Here is a 14,548-nt window from a genome sequence, read left to right on the forward strand (position 1 = left end):
TCCACTGACAGAAACGGTTCTCCTGCCAATCAACCGCCAGTGTCATTGATCACCGCCTTGTGCGAGGAGTCATGGACGAAATCTGGGTTATCGCCGGCGGGGTGGGCCTCGTCGTCGCCATCGTGGCGGTCCTGTGGTTGGGCCGCTCGTCTGAGACGGCCGCCTCGCGGCAGGCACACGAGGCCGCCCAGAACCGGGAGCCACCGGTCGAGCTGGGCGAGAGCTACGAGTTCGGCGTCGTCGAGTTCACCGATCACCACTCCGGCGAGCGCATCGCCGTCGGCAAGGTCGAGGGATTCGTCCTGTTCACCGAGGACGTCCCGGCAGACGTCAGCCAGGGCGAGGTCATCCGCGCGAAAGTGCTCTCGTTCAACGAGGGCCGGACCTCGGCGGACGCGACGTTCGTCGAGAAAAGCTGACGGGCGCGATCGGACGCGACGAACGGGCTACCCACGAAGCGCTTTTGCGCCTTTCGAGAGGATCAGATACAGGACGGCGAACGGCAGGAGGGGCAAGAGTAGAAACAGGATCGGCAGCATGACGAGATAGCCGACCACGTTCATCTGCAGGTTGGGCCCTTCCGTCGTCAGCGGCGTGACCGTCCGGAGCGCCTCCTCGATGGCCCCGTCGTCCTCGGATGTGCTCATACCAGTCCTACGGTCAGAGTACCAATAAAAGGTCCGCACTCGATACAAGTGGCCGGTTGTCCCGCTCGAAGGTGGAACGGTCGGGCCCGAAAGGTTACCAGGAGACGACGGCCTCGCCCTCTGGGGCGTGTTCCTTGACGGTGAGCATCTCCTCGCGGGCAGACTGGCGAGTGTCGTGGGCCTCGACGCTCTCGGCGATCGCCGCGCCGTTCTCGTCGATGAGCCGCCAGATCCAGCCGTCGTCGCGCTGGGCGAACTCGAAGGAGACCTCGTCGATCTCGAGGATGCTCGCCGACTCGGTCGTCTTGCGGGCCGTCTCGATCGCGTCGTCGACCGCATCGCGGCTCTCGTAGCTGCCCGCACTCACCGCCCGCACCGTCTCGTCCTCGTCGATGAGTCGCCACCGCCAGACGCCGTCGCCGCCACCCGCCTCGCCGGCGGACTCGTCCGGGAGGTCGGCCGCGTAGGGCTCGAAGGCGAGGGTCTCGATGTCCAGCCGATCGGCGTCGCCGGCCTGAGCCTGGACCGTCTCGACGTCGTCGACGAGTCCCTCGTAGCGCTCGTAGGGCTGGGGACTCACAGCGAGGTCCGTCCGGTCGGCGTCGACGAGTCGCCACCGCCAGCCGTCTTCGCGGCGGTCGATCCAGACGACGCCGCGGCCGATGTCGAAGACGGGGGCGTCGGCCGCGTTCGAGAGGAGACGGTCGACGTCCGCCTCGGCGGCGGTCCGCGTCTCGTAGGTCCGCTCGCCGTCGGCGAGGAGGCTGCGATCCCGGTCGATGAGTCGCCAGTGATACCCGGCGTTCTGGCGAATCTGGACCGTGACCTCCCGCATCGTGTCGATTGCGGCGTCGGCTCCTGCCTCCCGGACGTTCGCAATCGCTGTGGTCACGTCGTCGTAGGTGGGATAGTCCTCGACGGACTCGGCGAGGATCGTGCCGTCGGTGTCGACCAGCCAGAAGCCCCAGGTCTCCTCGTCGCTGGTCAACTGGAAGGTCGCGTGTTCCATCGCCCGAACGGCCGCGTCGTCGACGTGCTCGATCAGGAACTCGACGGACTCACGGGCCAGCATGCGGGAGGGATACGACCGGGCACTCTCGGCGATGAGTTTGCCCCCCTCGTCGATGAGTCGCCAGGCGTACTCGCCGCCCTCACTCAGGTATATCTCGAAGGCGGCGGTCTCGATCTCCAAGACCTCCGCGTCGGGCGCGTTCTCCTTGAGTGTGCGCATCCCTTCCATGACTTCGCTTTTGTCCTCGTAGGACTCGCCGCTGTCGGCCATCACGATGCCGTCCTCGTCGATGAGCCGCCAGCGCCACTCGCCGTCGGACTCGTACTGCTGGAAGGCAGCTTGGTCGAACTCGATGAGGTCGGCGGCCAGGGCCTGCTCGCGAACGCGGTCGGCCGCCGCCTCGGCCGACTCCCGATCGTCGAATGGGACGGTACTGTCGGCCAGGACGTCCCGTTCGGCCGAGACCAGCCGCCAGTGCCACGCCTCGCCGCCGGGATAGACCTCGTAGTCGGCCCCCTCGAACTCGATCGTCTCGGTCGCTTCGAGGACAGACCGCGTGCGTTCGGCGCTCGCCGTGGCGTCGGCCTCGTCGATCGAGCGACCGTGCATGGTGGCGACGATCTCGTCGGCCCGGTCACGCAGTCGCCACGTCCACCCCGCCGCGGACGCGGATTCGGCACCGGCGTCCGACCAGCCGTCCGTTTCGTAGACTTCGAACCCGGGAGACCCGTGTTCGATGACGGCGGCCTCCGAAAGGTTCTCGGCGACGACGGTCGCGGCTGTCTCGGCGTCGCCCCGCGAATCGAAGGTCGCGTCGCTCGTCACCAACGTGTCGTCCTCGCTGTCGACGACCCGAAAGCGCCAGGCATCACCGTCGCCGAACAGTTCGATCGCGACCGTCTCGACGGTCAGGACACGCGGATCGTCGACCCCCGCGACGAAGCGGTCGATACTGTCCTCGGCAGCTGACTCCTCGCCGTAGTCGTCCGGCCCCACAGCCAGCGGCCGGTGACGTTCGTCGATGAGCCGCCAGTGCCAGCGGTCGCCCTCGTCACGGGAGACGTCGTAGGCGGCCCCCTGAATCTCGAGACGGCTGGCATCCGGCGTCTCCTCTTTCAGGAAGTTGACCGCGGACTCGATCGCGTCCCGGTCCGCGTAGGGGCCGTCGCTGGCCGCGACGATACTCCCCTCGGCCGTGACCAGCGACCACTCCCAGACACCCTCGGCCGTCCGGTACAGCCGGAACGCCGCCGTCGTGATGTCGAGTAGCCCGGCCCCCGCTATCTTCTCGCGCACGGTCTCGACTTCCATGCGCGCGTCGGTGTCCGTCGCGACGGTCGTGGCGGCCTGGCCGATCGCGTCGCGGCGGATCGTCCGCCAGGTCCAGTCGTTGGTCGGCGTCTCGTAGATCGTGAAGAATGCGTCCCGGGTGGCGTCACCCACGAGTATCGGTGCTTCCTCGGATCCGAGTCCCAGCTCGGGTTCGACCAGCAGCCCCTTCTCCCCGGTGACGATCGGAACGAGGATCGCGACGGCGACGAGGATCCCGATGCCCAGCGTGTACAGCGCGATGATTTCGGCGCTGTAGGACGGCCCGACCGTCCAGGCACCCGGATAGACTTGCGTGAAGGCGAAGATACTGAGGAAGGCGATCGCGAGGCCGAGCACGCTCGCCTGGGTGCCACGCCGGCGGACCGGCAGGAGCACGACGACGGCAAACAGCCCGAGTGCCAGCCCGATCGCCGAAAGCACGATCGCGATCTCCCGCACCTCGAAATTCCCCGGGAAGAAGAGTTGCTCGATCTGGAAGACGAACACACCGAGCAGTCCCGTGACACTCCCGAGAAGCAACAACCAATACCCGTAGACGTCACGTTTCGACTCCGGTTCCCCGATGTACCGGTGGTACAGTTCGACGAGTTTCTGGTCTCGAATGTCCCCGATTGCCATGAGTACATACCGTATATCCAAACAGGACTAAATAAATATACGACACCTTTCACGGGTGCACGGGTCGAAAAAGATCGTATCGTATATCGGGTAAACACACTGTATCAGAAAGAATGTAAAACGAACTATCGAACGTGAGACGGTGCTGTTGGACACCGGGCCGTAGTAGTCCGTCGACCGGACCACCGCAAGACGTGTTCCGAACAGCTATCGACGACGAGAAGCGAAAATACAGTGTCGGGACTGTGGCCCGATCAGTCACTCGGCGATGTCGATCGCCGGGCGGCCGGGTTCGGCCTTGCCGGCCAGGTCGTCAGGTGCGTCCTCGGCGGCCAACACAGTCACGTCGGCGTCGAACTCGCGTTCAATCAGCCAGGCGGCCCGCTCGAGGGCTGCAAGTTCCCGCTCGGGAGCCAGGAACGCCTCGACGTGGCCCCGGCCAGCCAGGTCCTTCGCGTAATCGGCCGCGTCCTCGCCATGTTGCTGGAGATCCTCGTTCTGCATGACGGCCGGGACGACGTTGTCAGCGTCGCGGGCGACGTCTGCGACTTCGTGCATCCACGCGGGGGCGAGCGCGAGCGTGATCGTCTCGGGATCCGCGATGCCGACCGTCTCGACGATGTCACGGACGTCCTCGCGGGTGTCCTCGATCAGGCGGCGTTCGAGGGCGTAGTCGGCGGGTGCCTCGCTGTCGGGCCAGGCGGCCTCGGCGAGTAAGCCCTCTCCGCCGAGTGCGTCCCAGATCTCCTCGCCGACGTGCGGTGCGACCGGCGCGAGCAGCTTCGTCGCGGCCAGGAGTCCGTCCTCGAAGGTCGCTGGATCGACAGCCGTGACCTCCCGATAGCGCCGGAGCAGCGAGACGAGTTCCCGGACCGCCTGCAGAGCGTGGTTGAACCGGAAGTCCTCGTACTCGGTCGTGGCGCGGGCTGCCGTCGCCGCGATCTCGCGGTCGACGTACTCGGCGATGGTGGTGTCACCACCGGTCGCGACGTCGCCCCGTGCATACTCGAGGGCGAGCGTGTAGAGACTCTGGAGGAAATCGTGGGCCGAGCGGACGCCTTCGGCGCTCCAGGCGAACTCCTTCTCGGGCTGGGCGGCCTCCATGATGAACAGTCGAGCCGTGTCCGCGCCGTACTCCTCGATGATCCGGGTCGGCGAGACGCCGTTGTCACGGCTCTTGGACATCTTGTTGCCGTCCTCGCCGAGCACCATGCCCTGATTAGTCAGGTTCTCGAAGGGTTCGCGGACGCCATCGAGCAGGTCCACGTCGTCGAGCACCTTCGTGAAGAACCGCGCGTAGATGAGGTGCATCGTCGCGTGTTCGATCCCGCCGACGTACTGGTCGACGGGCAGCCAGTCGCTGGCTCGCTCGCTGTCGAACGGCGCGTCTTCGAGGTCCGGCGAAGCGTATCGCAGGAAGTACCACGACGACCCGATGAAGGTGTCCATCGTGTCGGTCTCCCGGACGGCGTCGCCACCACACTCGGGACACTCGACGTGCTTCCACTCCTCGGCGGCGTCGAGGGGATTGCCGGTCGTGTGGACGAACTCGGGGAGTTCGACCGGCAAATCCTCCTCGGGGACGGGCACTGCGCCGCAGTCGTCACACCAGACCATCGGGATCGGCGTCCCCCAGTAGCGCTGCCGGGAGATGCCCCAGTCCCGCAGGTTGTACTCCGTGTGGTGCTCGCCGTCGAAGACCTCGACGAACCGATCGCGGGCCTCCGCGCTGGTGAGGCCGTCGAACTCGCCGCTGTTGACGAGGTGACCGTCTTCCGTGTAGGCTGCCTCCTGGACGTCCACGTCCGCTGGATCGACCTCGGCGTCCGCCGTGGGTTCGACGACCTGCTGGATCTCGATGTCGTGAGCCTGGGCGAACTCGTGGTCGCGGTCGTCGTGGGCCGGGACCGCATAGAGCGCGCCCGTCCCGATGTCGGTCAGCACGTAGTCGGCGACGTAGACCGGGATCTCCTCGCCCGTCGCCGGATTGATCGCGTACTCGCCGGTGAACACGCCCGAGGTCACGTCGAGGTCGTCCTCGTCGGCTTCCTCGGCCATCTCGACGTACTCGGCGACCTCGTCGTTGTCGTCGGCGATCTCCTGGGCGACGGGGTGGCCCGGCGCGAGCGAGAAGTACGTCGCGCCGTAGATGGTGTCCAAGCGTGTCGTGAAGATGTCGACCTCGCCGTAGCCGGGGATCTCGAAGGCGACGCTCGCGCCCTCCTGTTTGCCGATCCAGTTGCGCTGCATCTCCCGGACGTTGCTGGGCCAGCCGTCCAAGTCGTCCAAGGACTCGTAGAGTTCCTCGGCGTAATCGGTGATCGAGAGGAACCACTGGTCCATCTCGCGGGTCTCGATCGGCGTCTCACACCGCCAGCACACCTCGTCTTCGCCTTCGACCTGTTCGTCCGCCAGCACGGTCTCACACGAGGGACACCAGTTCAACTCGGAACCCTGGCGTTCGACAAGTCCTTCCTCGTGGAAGCGTTCGAACAGCCACTGGTTCCAGCGATAGTAGTCAGGATCACAGGTCGCGAGTTCCCGCTCCCAGTCGTAGCCAAAGCCCATCCGGGAGAGTTGCTCGCGCATCGAGTCGATGCAGGACAGCGTCCAGTCTCTGGGGTTGGTGTCGCGTTCCTCGGCGGCGTTCTCGGCGGGGAGCCCGAAGGAGTCCCACCCCATCGGGTGGAGGACCTCCTCGCCGCGCATGCGCTCGAAGCGGGCGAACGCGTCGGTGATCGTGTAGACGCGGACGTGACCCATGTGGAGGTTCCCCGACGTGTAGGGGAACATCGCCAGGACGTACGCCGGATCCTCGGCGTCGTCCGGGATGCGGAAGATGTCCGCCTCCGCCCATTCGTCCTGCCAGGCGGGTTCGATCTCCGTGTGATCGAACCCGTGATCGCGCTGATCGTGCTCTGTGGCCATCTTGGCCCCATCTGAGAGGGGGATACTGCTATACCTTTCTCTTCCGGGGTGGCTCCACATCGGGCGGAACGGACCAATCCAGCCAGGCCCTTCGAGGGAACGGTTATGCCGTCCGGGCACGTCACCACAGAGCGACCCTGGAACTACCCGATACAGCTACTGCGGCGATCGAGACGATCCGAGAGCACGCCGGCGTCGAGACTGTCTACGGCACATCGATCGAACGAGAGGGGCGGACTGTCGTCCCCGTGGCCAGCGTCGCCTACGGCTTCGGCGGTGGATTCGGCGAGGGATCGAGCGGCGACGCGAGCGGAGAAGACGGGAATACGTCGAGCGGTTCGGGCGGGGGCGGCGGGGGCGGCGTCGTCGCAAAACCAATCGGCGCATTAGAGATAACCGATGAACATACCCGTTTCGTCCGGTTCGACGATCGAAAGCGGCTATTCGGCGCGGCCGTCCTCGGCGGTGCAGTCGGGTGGCTACTCGGACGAGTGCGTGAGTGACTGGTGGGCATGTGAACGAATTTCGAGTGGAAACGAAGGGGTTGTGGGGGGATGGCTACTCCGAGCGACACGTGAGTGAAATCAGCTGGAACATCAGTCCGAATTCACAATATTTGCTTCCGCCCGGAGTGTGGCCGCTTCGATATTTCCGAACTCCGCCCGGCGATGGCAGGACGGACACAGGGAAACGACATTGTCGATGGTGTGGGCGTCTGTTTTCTCATGCCTATTTGATTTGACAAACGCTCGAACCGGGATGATATGGTGGACATCGGGATTCCGACCGAGACTTTCGGAGCCAATTCCACAGTGTACGCACTCGTATTCGTCGCGTTCGAGCGCTTCGCGGCGGACTGCGTTCCATCCCTGACCGTAGTTTCCGGTGTCACCACCTCGCCAGTTTGGATGACCATCACCGCTGAAAGCATCGGAGAGCCATTCGTGGCGACAGTCTGGACTACAGAGGGTCACTTCACTGTCCATCTCACTTGGATATCGTTCGACGGTCGTCCCGCAAACGTCACACGATACCGTCACTTTCCCACCGTTCCAGCGTGGATTAGCCGGTCCGTCGATGTCGGGCAATTCCCGCCATGAGACAGATTCGACGCAAGTACTGCATAGAACCCCTTCTTTCTCGGAGGAGTAGTACTCAAATTCCGTGCCACAGCTGTCGCAGGTCGTCGTCTCTTTGCCACCGGAGTAGTTCGGATTGTGTTCGCCTGCGAACGATATCGCCTTCGATCGACAGTCCTCCGAACAGTATTTTTTCTCGTACTCACAGTAAAACTGTTCGCCACATTCAGCACACTCTCGATTCGGCAATTGCTCACCGTGGCGACGACTGTGATGGACACCAAGACCACGCCTCGTTTCGAACACGCGTTCACACGTCGGACACTGAAATTCCTGCACAAGTACTGTGGCACCTCACCGAGTGATAAACGAGAGCCGTCAGCCTCAGATATAATTCACACTGTTAGATCGTGGAAATAAGGTCCGGGTGCGAGAATTGAACCCGCCTCTCAGCCTCCACAAGGCTGAAGGATAACCACTACCCCAACCCGGACACGCTGAGAGCAGTTTCATCTATCTCGCTGTCGTTCAAATACGTTACGACTCATTCGGGCGCTGTCACGCTGTCCCGACGTTCAGCCACTCCCGAGTGTGTAGACACGGAGACGCGAACCAGCCCGTGCCGAGACAAGCCCCGAGAGTCGGGTTCGATTCTCGCACCCGGACCTCGCGAGATCGTGAATTCCTGAGCGATCTCGATTTCTGCGAGCGGGGAGCGAAGTGACCCGCGAGCAGTCTGGGGCGAACAAACCACGAGCCGCAGAAATCCGCAGAGAATCGAATCCTGGCAGTCGCGCGCAACGCAATGAAGACGTCTCTATCCGGTTCGATTTCGAACCCAGCTGTTGGGAGATCGTACGTTTGTATTAGAATTCAGTAAATTTTTATACAGGGCAGAAAATTCATAGTTTGAAATGTCATTTCGGAAGGGTAGAGCGGTGGTGTGTCGGGCCGTCTCGCCGGTGATCGGCGTCATTTTGATGGTCGCTATTACCGTGATTCTAGCGGCCGTTATCGGCACGTTCGTGATGAACATGGGTCCATCGGAGTCCGGGCCCGACAACGCACGGCTGGAATTCGAAAACTCTACGGGGTGGCTCAGCATCGTCCACGACGGTGGAGAGGCCCTGTCCCTGTCGGAGTATAGAGTCGAAGTCGAGATGAGTACAGGAGGACTACACCAGGCAGGGATGGACGAACACTACAGCGGTAGCGAGATGACTGCCGGCGATCAATGGAACATTGATTATACGAGCAGCGTCTCTCCCCCAGACAAACACCTTGGTAGAACCGTCAATGTAGGCTCGATCAAGGAAGTTCGAATCATCTGGGAGTCGCCCAGTACCACCCAAACCCAGCTAGTCGACACCTGGTCACCGTAAGGAGTCCTGAGCAGCGATTCTCGGCGACCTGCCTCCGAGACGCTTTTGACCGATCACCACCACAGTTCGTCTATCGTGGCGATCACGGACAAGATCTACATCAAGAACCACCGCCAGCTCGTCTCCCAGCTGGAGACATCGTTCCCGAAGAGTGCCTTCGCCGGCGCGACGCTGGACGTTCTCTTTCACGGCGAGAACCTGGGCAAGCTCGACGACGCGACCCGGGACCGCGTGCTGGATTTCGCCGAGGACTTCATGGACTGTGACTGCCAGTCGGCCCCCCACTGTGGTCACCCAGAGGAGAAGTTCGTCCGCTACCTCCTGGAGTTGCGCGCCGACGGCCTCGGCCCGGACGCCATCGTCGACGTGATGGGCGACGACTACATGCTGTATGCCTATCCCGGCGACGTCCTCTCGTTTCTCGACGGCGCGGTCCGGACGCTGGAAGCCGTCGAATCACTGGCGGACGTCGAGGGAGAGACGGACGCGGCCAGGCAGGCTCAAAGCAGGCGCGAGCAGTTGCTGTAGCGGAGAAATTTAGACTGGCTCGTCGAACTCGCCGATCCGGTAGGCGGATTCCTCCTCCTCGTCGTCGCCGTCCAGATCCTCGAGCAGGACGATGTCCTCGCCGCCGTTGACCTCCTCCCGAAGCTTCGTCACGTAGCGTTTGTACTCCTCGAGTTGCTCCCGGAGGTGATCGGATTCGAGTTCGAGGCGCTCGTGCTCGCGGATGAACGACTTGGGGACCTCGACCTTGGGCGGGAAGCTCTCGTCGTCGCTCTCGGCCCCGCCGTTGAGTTTGTGCTCCGGGATGACTTCGACTTTCCCGCTGTGATCGACGAGCATGTCGACGTAATCCCGGAAGACCGCCGACAGCGAGATGTCTCGCTCCTCGGCGATCTCCCGGAGGGTCTCGAACTTCTCCTCGCTGACCCGAAAGGAGATGGTCTTGTTCTTGTTGCTCATTGTTGGCGGGAAATCGTCGGCCCACCTACTTAATTATTTGTCAGACGGTGGGAGCAAGTCAGAGGGGCTCAGACCTCGGGTTCGGCCGTCTCCTCCTCTAAGCTCTCTAAGGCCTCGACGACGAGCCGTCGGTAGTTCTCGACCGCCGGTTCGTACTCGTCGTGGGCCATCTGGACGTACTCGTCGGCCGCGTAGTCGTCCTGGGTCGGGTCAGCCTCCGCATAATTCTGGACGCGCTCGAGCGTCCGCTCGGCCGTCTCGACCACCCAGCGATTCCGGGTCGTCTCGTCGACCGGCGTGATCGACTCCGGCCGGATCGAGACGTTGACCTCGCCGTCGTCGGTCTCGTAGGTCCGTGGCTTGCCGACGATGGAGACGTACGCCGGCGGTTCGAGTTCCCGCAGCATCGAGGCGGCGTCGGGCTGGTACTGCCCGGCGTAGGCGAAGTAGGTGTCGCCGTTCGGGTCGACGATCCGCCCCTGCCAGTACTCGCTGTCCTCGCCGACGTCCTCGGTCTCGGTCAGGGTGCCGACGACGAAGACGCGATTGGCGCGCTCGCCCGTCGGCAAGAGGACGTACACCGGCGCACGGTCGTCGTCGCTCTCCTTGAACGTGTAGGTCGCGTCGTTGAACTCGCCCGCGAACACGCGATGGGCGACCTCTCGAGTCGGTGTGGCTGCCATTATATCGACCTCGCTTTGATCAGCGTCGCTTCAGGATCGACCGCCTCGGTCAGCGTCTCGACCTCGTCGGCCAGCAGGTACCGCCCGAAGGTCGGCCCCTCGACGCGGTAGTACCGCCCCATGATCGTCCCCTGCATCTCCTCGACGACGACGCTCGTATCCAGGGCGTCCATCGCCATGTCCTTGGCCTCCTCTAGAGCGATGCCAGTCAGTTCCTCGGTGGCTTCCTGATCGAAGATGACCTCGGTGACCTCCTCACCATCGTCGAGCACGCCCTTGATCCGGAGGTCGAACTCGCCCTCGACTTCGCCGTGTTCGGAACACCGGCCGTTCTGGAGGACGCGCGTACAGTCCTCCTCGGGACAGCGCTTGATGAGTCCGCTGCCGCTCTGGATGTCGACCAACGCGCCCTCGACCTCGAGGGCGTCGTCGCCGACCTCGATCTCCTCGTCAGTCTCCTCGATGACGGTCGTCCGGTTGAGTTTCACCGAGAACCGGCCCTGGTACTCGTCGGTGACGATATTCCGGAGATGGTAGGTCCCGCCCTCCGCGAGTTCGGGGAGATCGGATTTGGACCACTTGGTGAACTTGATCGTCCCGGTCTCGTCGCCCAGCAGGCCGACCTGGGCGACGGCGTCGCTCCGGGGCTCCCACAACTCGACGACCTTCGCCGTCATGTCGACCCACTCCTCGGGCGCGTCGACATCGGCGGCCTGGACGGTCTCGTTGCCGCCGCTCCCGCCGCCGATGTCCTCGCGATCCAGCCCCGCCTCGTCGAGGTAGGAGTTGGTGACGCTTCGACGGGCCTCACTGATCGGAACCTGGTACTCGTTGACCAGCGTGTCGAGGCGTTCCTCGACCGCCTCGACGGTCAGGTCTAGCTGGTCTGTGAACTGCTCGTGTATCTCTTCCGCGTGGGTATGCAAATCCGTCATAGCTGTGCTGTCTCCGCGTGTTTTCGATGGGAGACACCCGACAGTTGGTCGCCCTCCTATATAAAGTCGCGGCGACCGTGGCGGAAGTGAAACCTCCCGCAGCGAGGCGGACAGCGTTCGGTGCACGGCGAGAAGATTCATAGGCGGGGCGTCCACAGCCCAACCATGGCCGAGGACGGGCAGCGACTCCCGCGATTCCTGCGATCGAGCCTCGCGTCGGCCGGCCGGCAACTGGCCGAGGCCAGGCGCGCCTACGAGAACGCAAAGCAGACGGCCCGGACGGATCTCCCGCTCTCCGAGGACGGTCGCGCGCGGATCGTCTGCCGGCGACACGCCGAGCGGCGGGCCGTTCAGGTGCACGAAGACGGGCGACCCGAGTGCTTCGACGCCGAGCACCCTGACTGCCAGGGGTGCGCCGAGGACGTGCGGGCGGGGACCATCGAGACGTGGGAACCGAACGACTCGCGGTGACCGAACGGCTCGAAGCCCGGATGACTGCATCGCCTGCAGCCGTGGGTGGGCCATTATAAGGAGTGGCTGAATACGACGTGGTATGACAGCGGACGCGAGCGCGATCACTGCGAGGGGGCTCACCAAACGCTACGGGGCGACGATAGCAGTCGACGGACTAGACCTCGACGTGCCCGAGGGTGTCGTCTACGGTTTTCTGGGGCCCAACGGCGCGGGAAAGACCACGACGATGCGGATATTGACGGGGTTGATCGAACCGACGAGCGGCGACGGGTTCGTCGACGGCGTCCACTGTACCGACCGGGCGAGTCTCGTCGAGCATATCGGGCTGCTTCCGGAGGAACCACCGCTGTACCGGGAGTTGACCGGGCGCGAGCAGTTGCACTTCGCCGCGGATCTGCGGGATATTCCCTGGAACGCGGTCGAAGAGCGGGCACTCGACGTCGCCGAGTCTCTGGGCCTCCGGGCGGACCTCGATCGGCGGATCGACAGCTACTCCAAGGGGATGAAACAGAAGACGGCGTTCATCCAGGCCGTCGCCCACGACCCCGCCGTGGTCTTTCTCGACGAGCCGACCGCCGGTCTCGATCCGCGGGCGGCCAAGGCGCTTCGGGAGTTGATCGTCGACCTGGCAGCCAGCGAGACGACCGTGTTCCTCTCGACGCACATTCTCCCGGTCGTCGAGGAGATCGCGGATCGGGTGGGCGTCCTCTACGACGGCCGACTGGTCTCGGAAGGCTCGCCCGACGGCCTCGCCGCGGGAAGTGCTGACGGCGACGGTGACCTCGAAGACGCCTTCCTGGAGTTGACTGGCGATCCCGCGAGCGCCTGGCAATGACGGCCCAGGAACAATCGAGACGGGGAACCTGGCGAGCGGCGTGGACGCTCTCCCGGACGGAGTTGATCACGACGCTCCGGAACGTGCGTGGAAACGGCCGACAGCTCGTCGGTTTTGCCGTCATCGGCCTGATGGCGATCGGATTTCCGCTGGTGCTGTGGGAGCAGACGACCGGCTTCGGACGGGAACTCGCAGCCGGGACGTCGCCGGTCGGGACGCTCGCCGCGAGTTACCTCGGCGTCGCGTTCGCCGGCGGCTACGTCGGCTCCGTGGGCGGGTTCAACCAGTCCCGGGTCGGCGTGGTCGGCCCGCTGATTCGGACGTCGATCCCGCCGACAGCAGTGTCGATCGGTCGCTTCGTCACGCGGACGGTGGAGGGGTTGGCCGGGATCGTCCCGACCGGGCTCGTGTTGCTCGTGGGCGTCGGCGTCGGGGCTGGAAATCCAGTCGTTCCCGTGGTGATTGGCGTCGGAGCGCTGCCGCTTCTGGCGGCCGGCGTGATCGCCGGCCGGTTCGTCGGTGACGCCGTCCGGTACGTCAACGAGCGAGTGCAGCTATCGCTGTGGGTGCGTGCGGGGCTGTTCCTCGGTCTCACGATCGCCGCTTTCGTCGGAACGCAAGCAGTCTTGAATCCGATATTCGAGGAAGGGAGCACGTTCGGACCCGACTCTGTCGGGGCGATACTCCCCGGATCGCCGGTCCAGGCCTACGCGAATCTGGTACTCGCACCGCTGGGCGCGACAGTGGGGGGACTCGGCCTCGTCGTCGCCGGCGTTCTCGTCATCGTCGTGCCGGTGGGGTTCGTCGCCGTGATCCGCCTGGAGACACTACTGCTCGTCCGGAACGTCGGTGGCGACAGTGCGAGCGAGCGTGTCTCAGGGACACACAGCGTGCCCTGGCTGTTCGATCGCACGCCCTCGACACGCATCGCCTGGCGGTACCTGCTCCGGACGCGACGCGATCCGCGGACGCTCGCCCATCTCACGCCCGTTTTGTTCGGCGCGATGGGGATGAGTGGGACGGCACTCGAAGACCCCCACAGGCTGCTCTCGATCGGCCCGGCGGCGGCCGTCATCGCCGGGGCCATCCTCGCCGGTGGCGCGTACTGCCTCAATCCACTCGGCGACGACCGCGAGCAACTCCCGTTGCTGTTTTCGAGCACGTCGTCGGTCGCCCCGCTGCTCCGGGGACGGATGGTCGCCGGGATCGTGCTGGGGTTGGTCGTCGGGATCGGCGTCGGAACCCCGCTCGCGCTGCTGGAACACGAGCCGGCGTTCGTCGTCGGCCAGTCGGTGCTCGCCGTGGTGCTCGCCGTCGCTTCGACGGGGATCGCGCTCGGTCTGGGCGCGGCCGTCCCGAAGTTCGAACGCCGCGAGTACATGAACGTCGAGCGAGCCCACCCTTCGCTCGCGGTCACCATCGCCTTCTTCATGGGCGGGATACTCGTCGGCGCGATCGGGTTCGCGCTGCTGTGGGTCGGACTGACTCAGAATCTCGTCGGCGGGTTGCTTGCCCTCCTGGGGTATACAGCGGTCCTGGGTCTCGTCGCTGCCGGCGGGTACTGGTACGCAATCCGGCGGTTTCGAACGCTGACACTCGACGAGCTGTGAACACAAGCGGACACGGGACCCGAGGACCCCGTCCCGGAAGTTAAAAT

At 64.4% G+C, this 14,548-nt stretch carries 14 protein-coding genes and 1 tRNA gene; 7 read left to right on the plus strand and 8 right to left on the minus strand.

The features are described 5' to 3' along the window. Positions 1-71 precede the first annotated feature (71 nt). The gene (locus tag HTIA_RS06935; protein WP_008526146.1) at positions 72-419 is read left to right on the plus strand and encodes a hypothetical protein; all 348 of its coding nucleotides are present in this window, start codon (positions 72-74) and stop codon (positions 417-419) included. A 27-nt stretch (positions 420-446) separates the two neighbouring features. Here the strand turns inward: HTIA_RS06935 and HTIA_RS06940 are convergent, their stop codons facing one another. From HTIA_RS06940 to leuS, 3 genes are all read right to left on the minus strand, one after another. Next, on the minus strand, positions 447-647 hold the full coding sequence (locus HTIA_RS06940; RefSeq protein WP_008526144.1) for a DUF7535 family protein: 201 nt from the start codon (positions 645-647) through the stop codon (positions 447-449). Positions 648-741: 94 nt separating this feature from the next. After that, a complete protein-coding gene (locus HTIA_RS06945; RefSeq protein WP_008526142.1) occupies positions 742-3,609 on the minus strand; it encodes a DUF1508 domain-containing protein in 2,868 nt (955 codons plus the stop codon). 258 nt (positions 3,610-3,867) lie between these two features. After that, positions 3,868-6,537 carry a leucine--tRNA ligase gene (gene leuS / locus HTIA_RS06950; RefSeq protein ID WP_008526140.1) on the minus strand — a complete coding sequence of 890 codons (2,670 nt, stop codon included), beginning with the start codon at positions 6,535-6,537 and terminating at the stop codon, positions 3,868-3,870. A 218-nt stretch (positions 6,538-6,755) separates the two neighbouring features. On the opposite strand from leuS, the gene HTIA_RS06955 reads away from it, so the two are divergent. Then, positions 6,756-7,040 (plus strand): spore germination protein GerW family protein, encoded by a 285-nt coding sequence (locus HTIA_RS06955; RefSeq protein WP_275040298.1) that lies wholly within the window; start codon positions 6,756-6,758, stop codon positions 7,038-7,040. Between the two features lie 93 nt (positions 7,041-7,133). On the opposite strand, the gene HTIA_RS17130 is transcribed toward HTIA_RS06955, so the two are convergent. Then, positions 7,134-7,523 (minus strand): HNH endonuclease, encoded by a 390-nt coding sequence (locus tag HTIA_RS17130; RefSeq protein WP_242401910.1) that lies wholly within the window; start codon positions 7,521-7,523, stop codon positions 7,134-7,136. A 514-nt stretch (positions 7,524-8,037) separates the two neighbouring features. Beyond that, positions 8,038-8,109, minus strand: a tRNA-His gene (locus HTIA_RS06965). Between the two features lie 421 nt (positions 8,110-8,530). Between HTIA_RS06965 and HTIA_RS06970 the strand changes: the two genes are divergently transcribed. Continuing rightward, positions 8,531-8,998 (plus strand): type IV pilin, encoded by a 468-nt coding sequence (locus HTIA_RS06970; RefSeq protein ID WP_008526131.1) that lies wholly within the window; start codon positions 8,531-8,533, stop codon positions 8,996-8,998. Between the two features lie 75 nt (positions 8,999-9,073). Further along, on the plus strand, positions 9,074-9,526 hold the full coding sequence (locus HTIA_RS06975) for a DUF5814 domain-containing protein (RefSeq protein WP_008526129.1): 453 nt from the start codon (positions 9,074-9,076) through the stop codon (positions 9,524-9,526). A gap of 9 nt (positions 9,527-9,535) precedes the next feature. On the opposite strand, the gene HTIA_RS06980 is transcribed toward HTIA_RS06975, so the two are convergent. The 3 genes from HTIA_RS06980 to HTIA_RS06990 form a co-directional block, all read right to left on the minus strand. Continuing rightward, a complete protein-coding gene (locus HTIA_RS06980; RefSeq protein ID WP_008526127.1) occupies positions 9,536-9,964 on the minus strand; it encodes a ribbon-helix-helix protein, CopG family in 429 nt (142 codons plus the stop codon). A 68-nt stretch (positions 9,965-10,032) separates the two neighbouring features. After that, on the minus strand, positions 10,033-10,647 hold the full coding sequence (locus HTIA_RS06985) for an RPA family protein (protein WP_008526125.1): 615 nt from the start codon (positions 10,645-10,647) through the stop codon (positions 10,033-10,035). Beyond that, positions 10,647-11,582 carry a replication protein A gene (locus HTIA_RS06990; RefSeq protein ID WP_008526124.1) on the minus strand — a complete coding sequence of 312 codons (936 nt, stop codon included), beginning with the start codon at positions 11,580-11,582 and terminating at the stop codon, positions 10,647-10,649. Before HTIA_RS06990 ends, HTIA_RS06985 begins: the two co-directional genes overlap by 1 nt. Positions 11,583-11,747: 165 nt before the next feature. Here HTIA_RS06990 and HTIA_RS06995 point away from each other — a divergent pair, with 165 nt between their 5' ends. The 3 genes from HTIA_RS06995 (at position 11,748) to HTIA_RS07005 (ending at position 14,501) form a co-directional block, all read left to right on the plus strand. Further along, a complete protein-coding gene (locus HTIA_RS06995) occupies positions 11,748-12,053 on the plus strand; it encodes a DUF7091 family protein (RefSeq protein ID WP_008526122.1) in 306 nt (101 codons plus the stop codon). A gap of 82 nt (positions 12,054-12,135) precedes the next feature. After that, complete coding sequence (locus tag HTIA_RS07000; protein WP_008526121.1) at positions 12,136-12,891, plus strand: ABC transporter ATP-binding protein; 756 nt, start codon at positions 12,136-12,138, stop codon at positions 12,889-12,891. After that, complete coding sequence (locus HTIA_RS07005; protein WP_008526119.1) at positions 12,888-14,501, plus strand: hypothetical protein; 1,614 nt, start codon at positions 12,888-12,890, stop codon at positions 14,499-14,501. The genes HTIA_RS07000 and HTIA_RS07005 overlap by 4 nt, the downstream gene beginning before the upstream one ends. Positions 14,502-14,548 lie beyond the last annotated feature (47 nt).

This window comes from Halorhabdus tiamatea SARL4B, from assembly GCF_000470655.1.
GTDB lineage: Archaea > Halobacteriota > Halobacteria > Halobacteriales > Haloarculaceae > Halorhabdus > Halorhabdus tiamatea.

Coding starts and splice junctions, on each gene's coding strand:
- HTIA_RS06935 (WP_008526146.1), top strand. CDS start 72: ATGGACGAAATCTGGGTTATCGCCGGCGGGGTGGGCCTCGTCGTCGCC.
- HTIA_RS06940 (WP_008526144.1), bottom strand. CDS start 647: ATGAGCACATCCGAGGACGACGGGGCCATCGAGGAGGCGCTCCGGACG.
- HTIA_RS06945 (WP_008526142.1), bottom strand. CDS start 3,609: ATGGCAATCGGGGACATTCGAGACCAGAAACTCGTCGAACTGTACCAC.
- leuS (WP_008526140.1), bottom strand. CDS start 6,537: ATGGCCACAGAGCACGATCAGCGCGATCACGGGTTCGATCACACGGAG.
- HTIA_RS17130 (WP_242401910.1), bottom strand. CDS start 7,523: ATGGACAGTGAAGTGACCCTCTGTAGTCCAGACTGTCGCCACGAATGG.
- HTIA_RS06970 (WP_008526131.1), top strand. CDS start 8,531: ATGTCATTTCGGAAGGGTAGAGCGGTGGTGTGTCGGGCCGTCTCGCCG.
- HTIA_RS06980 (WP_008526127.1), bottom strand. CDS start 9,964: ATGAGCAACAAGAACAAGACCATCTCCTTTCGGGTCAGCGAGGAGAAG.
- HTIA_RS06985 (WP_008526125.1), bottom strand. CDS start 10,647: ATGGCAGCCACACCGACTCGAGAGGTCGCCCATCGCGTGTTCGCGGGC.
- HTIA_RS06990 (WP_008526124.1), bottom strand. CDS start 11,582: ATGACGGATTTGCATACCCACGCGGAAGAGATACACGAGCAGTTCACA.
- HTIA_RS06995 (WP_008526122.1), top strand. CDS start 11,748: ATGGCCGAGGACGGGCAGCGACTCCCGCGATTCCTGCGATCGAGCCTC.
- HTIA_RS07000 (WP_008526121.1), top strand. CDS start 12,136: ATGACAGCGGACGCGAGCGCGATCACTGCGAGGGGGCTCACCAAACGC.
- HTIA_RS07005 (WP_008526119.1), top strand. CDS start 12,888: ATGACGGCCCAGGAACAATCGAGACGGGGAACCTGGCGAGCGGCGTGG.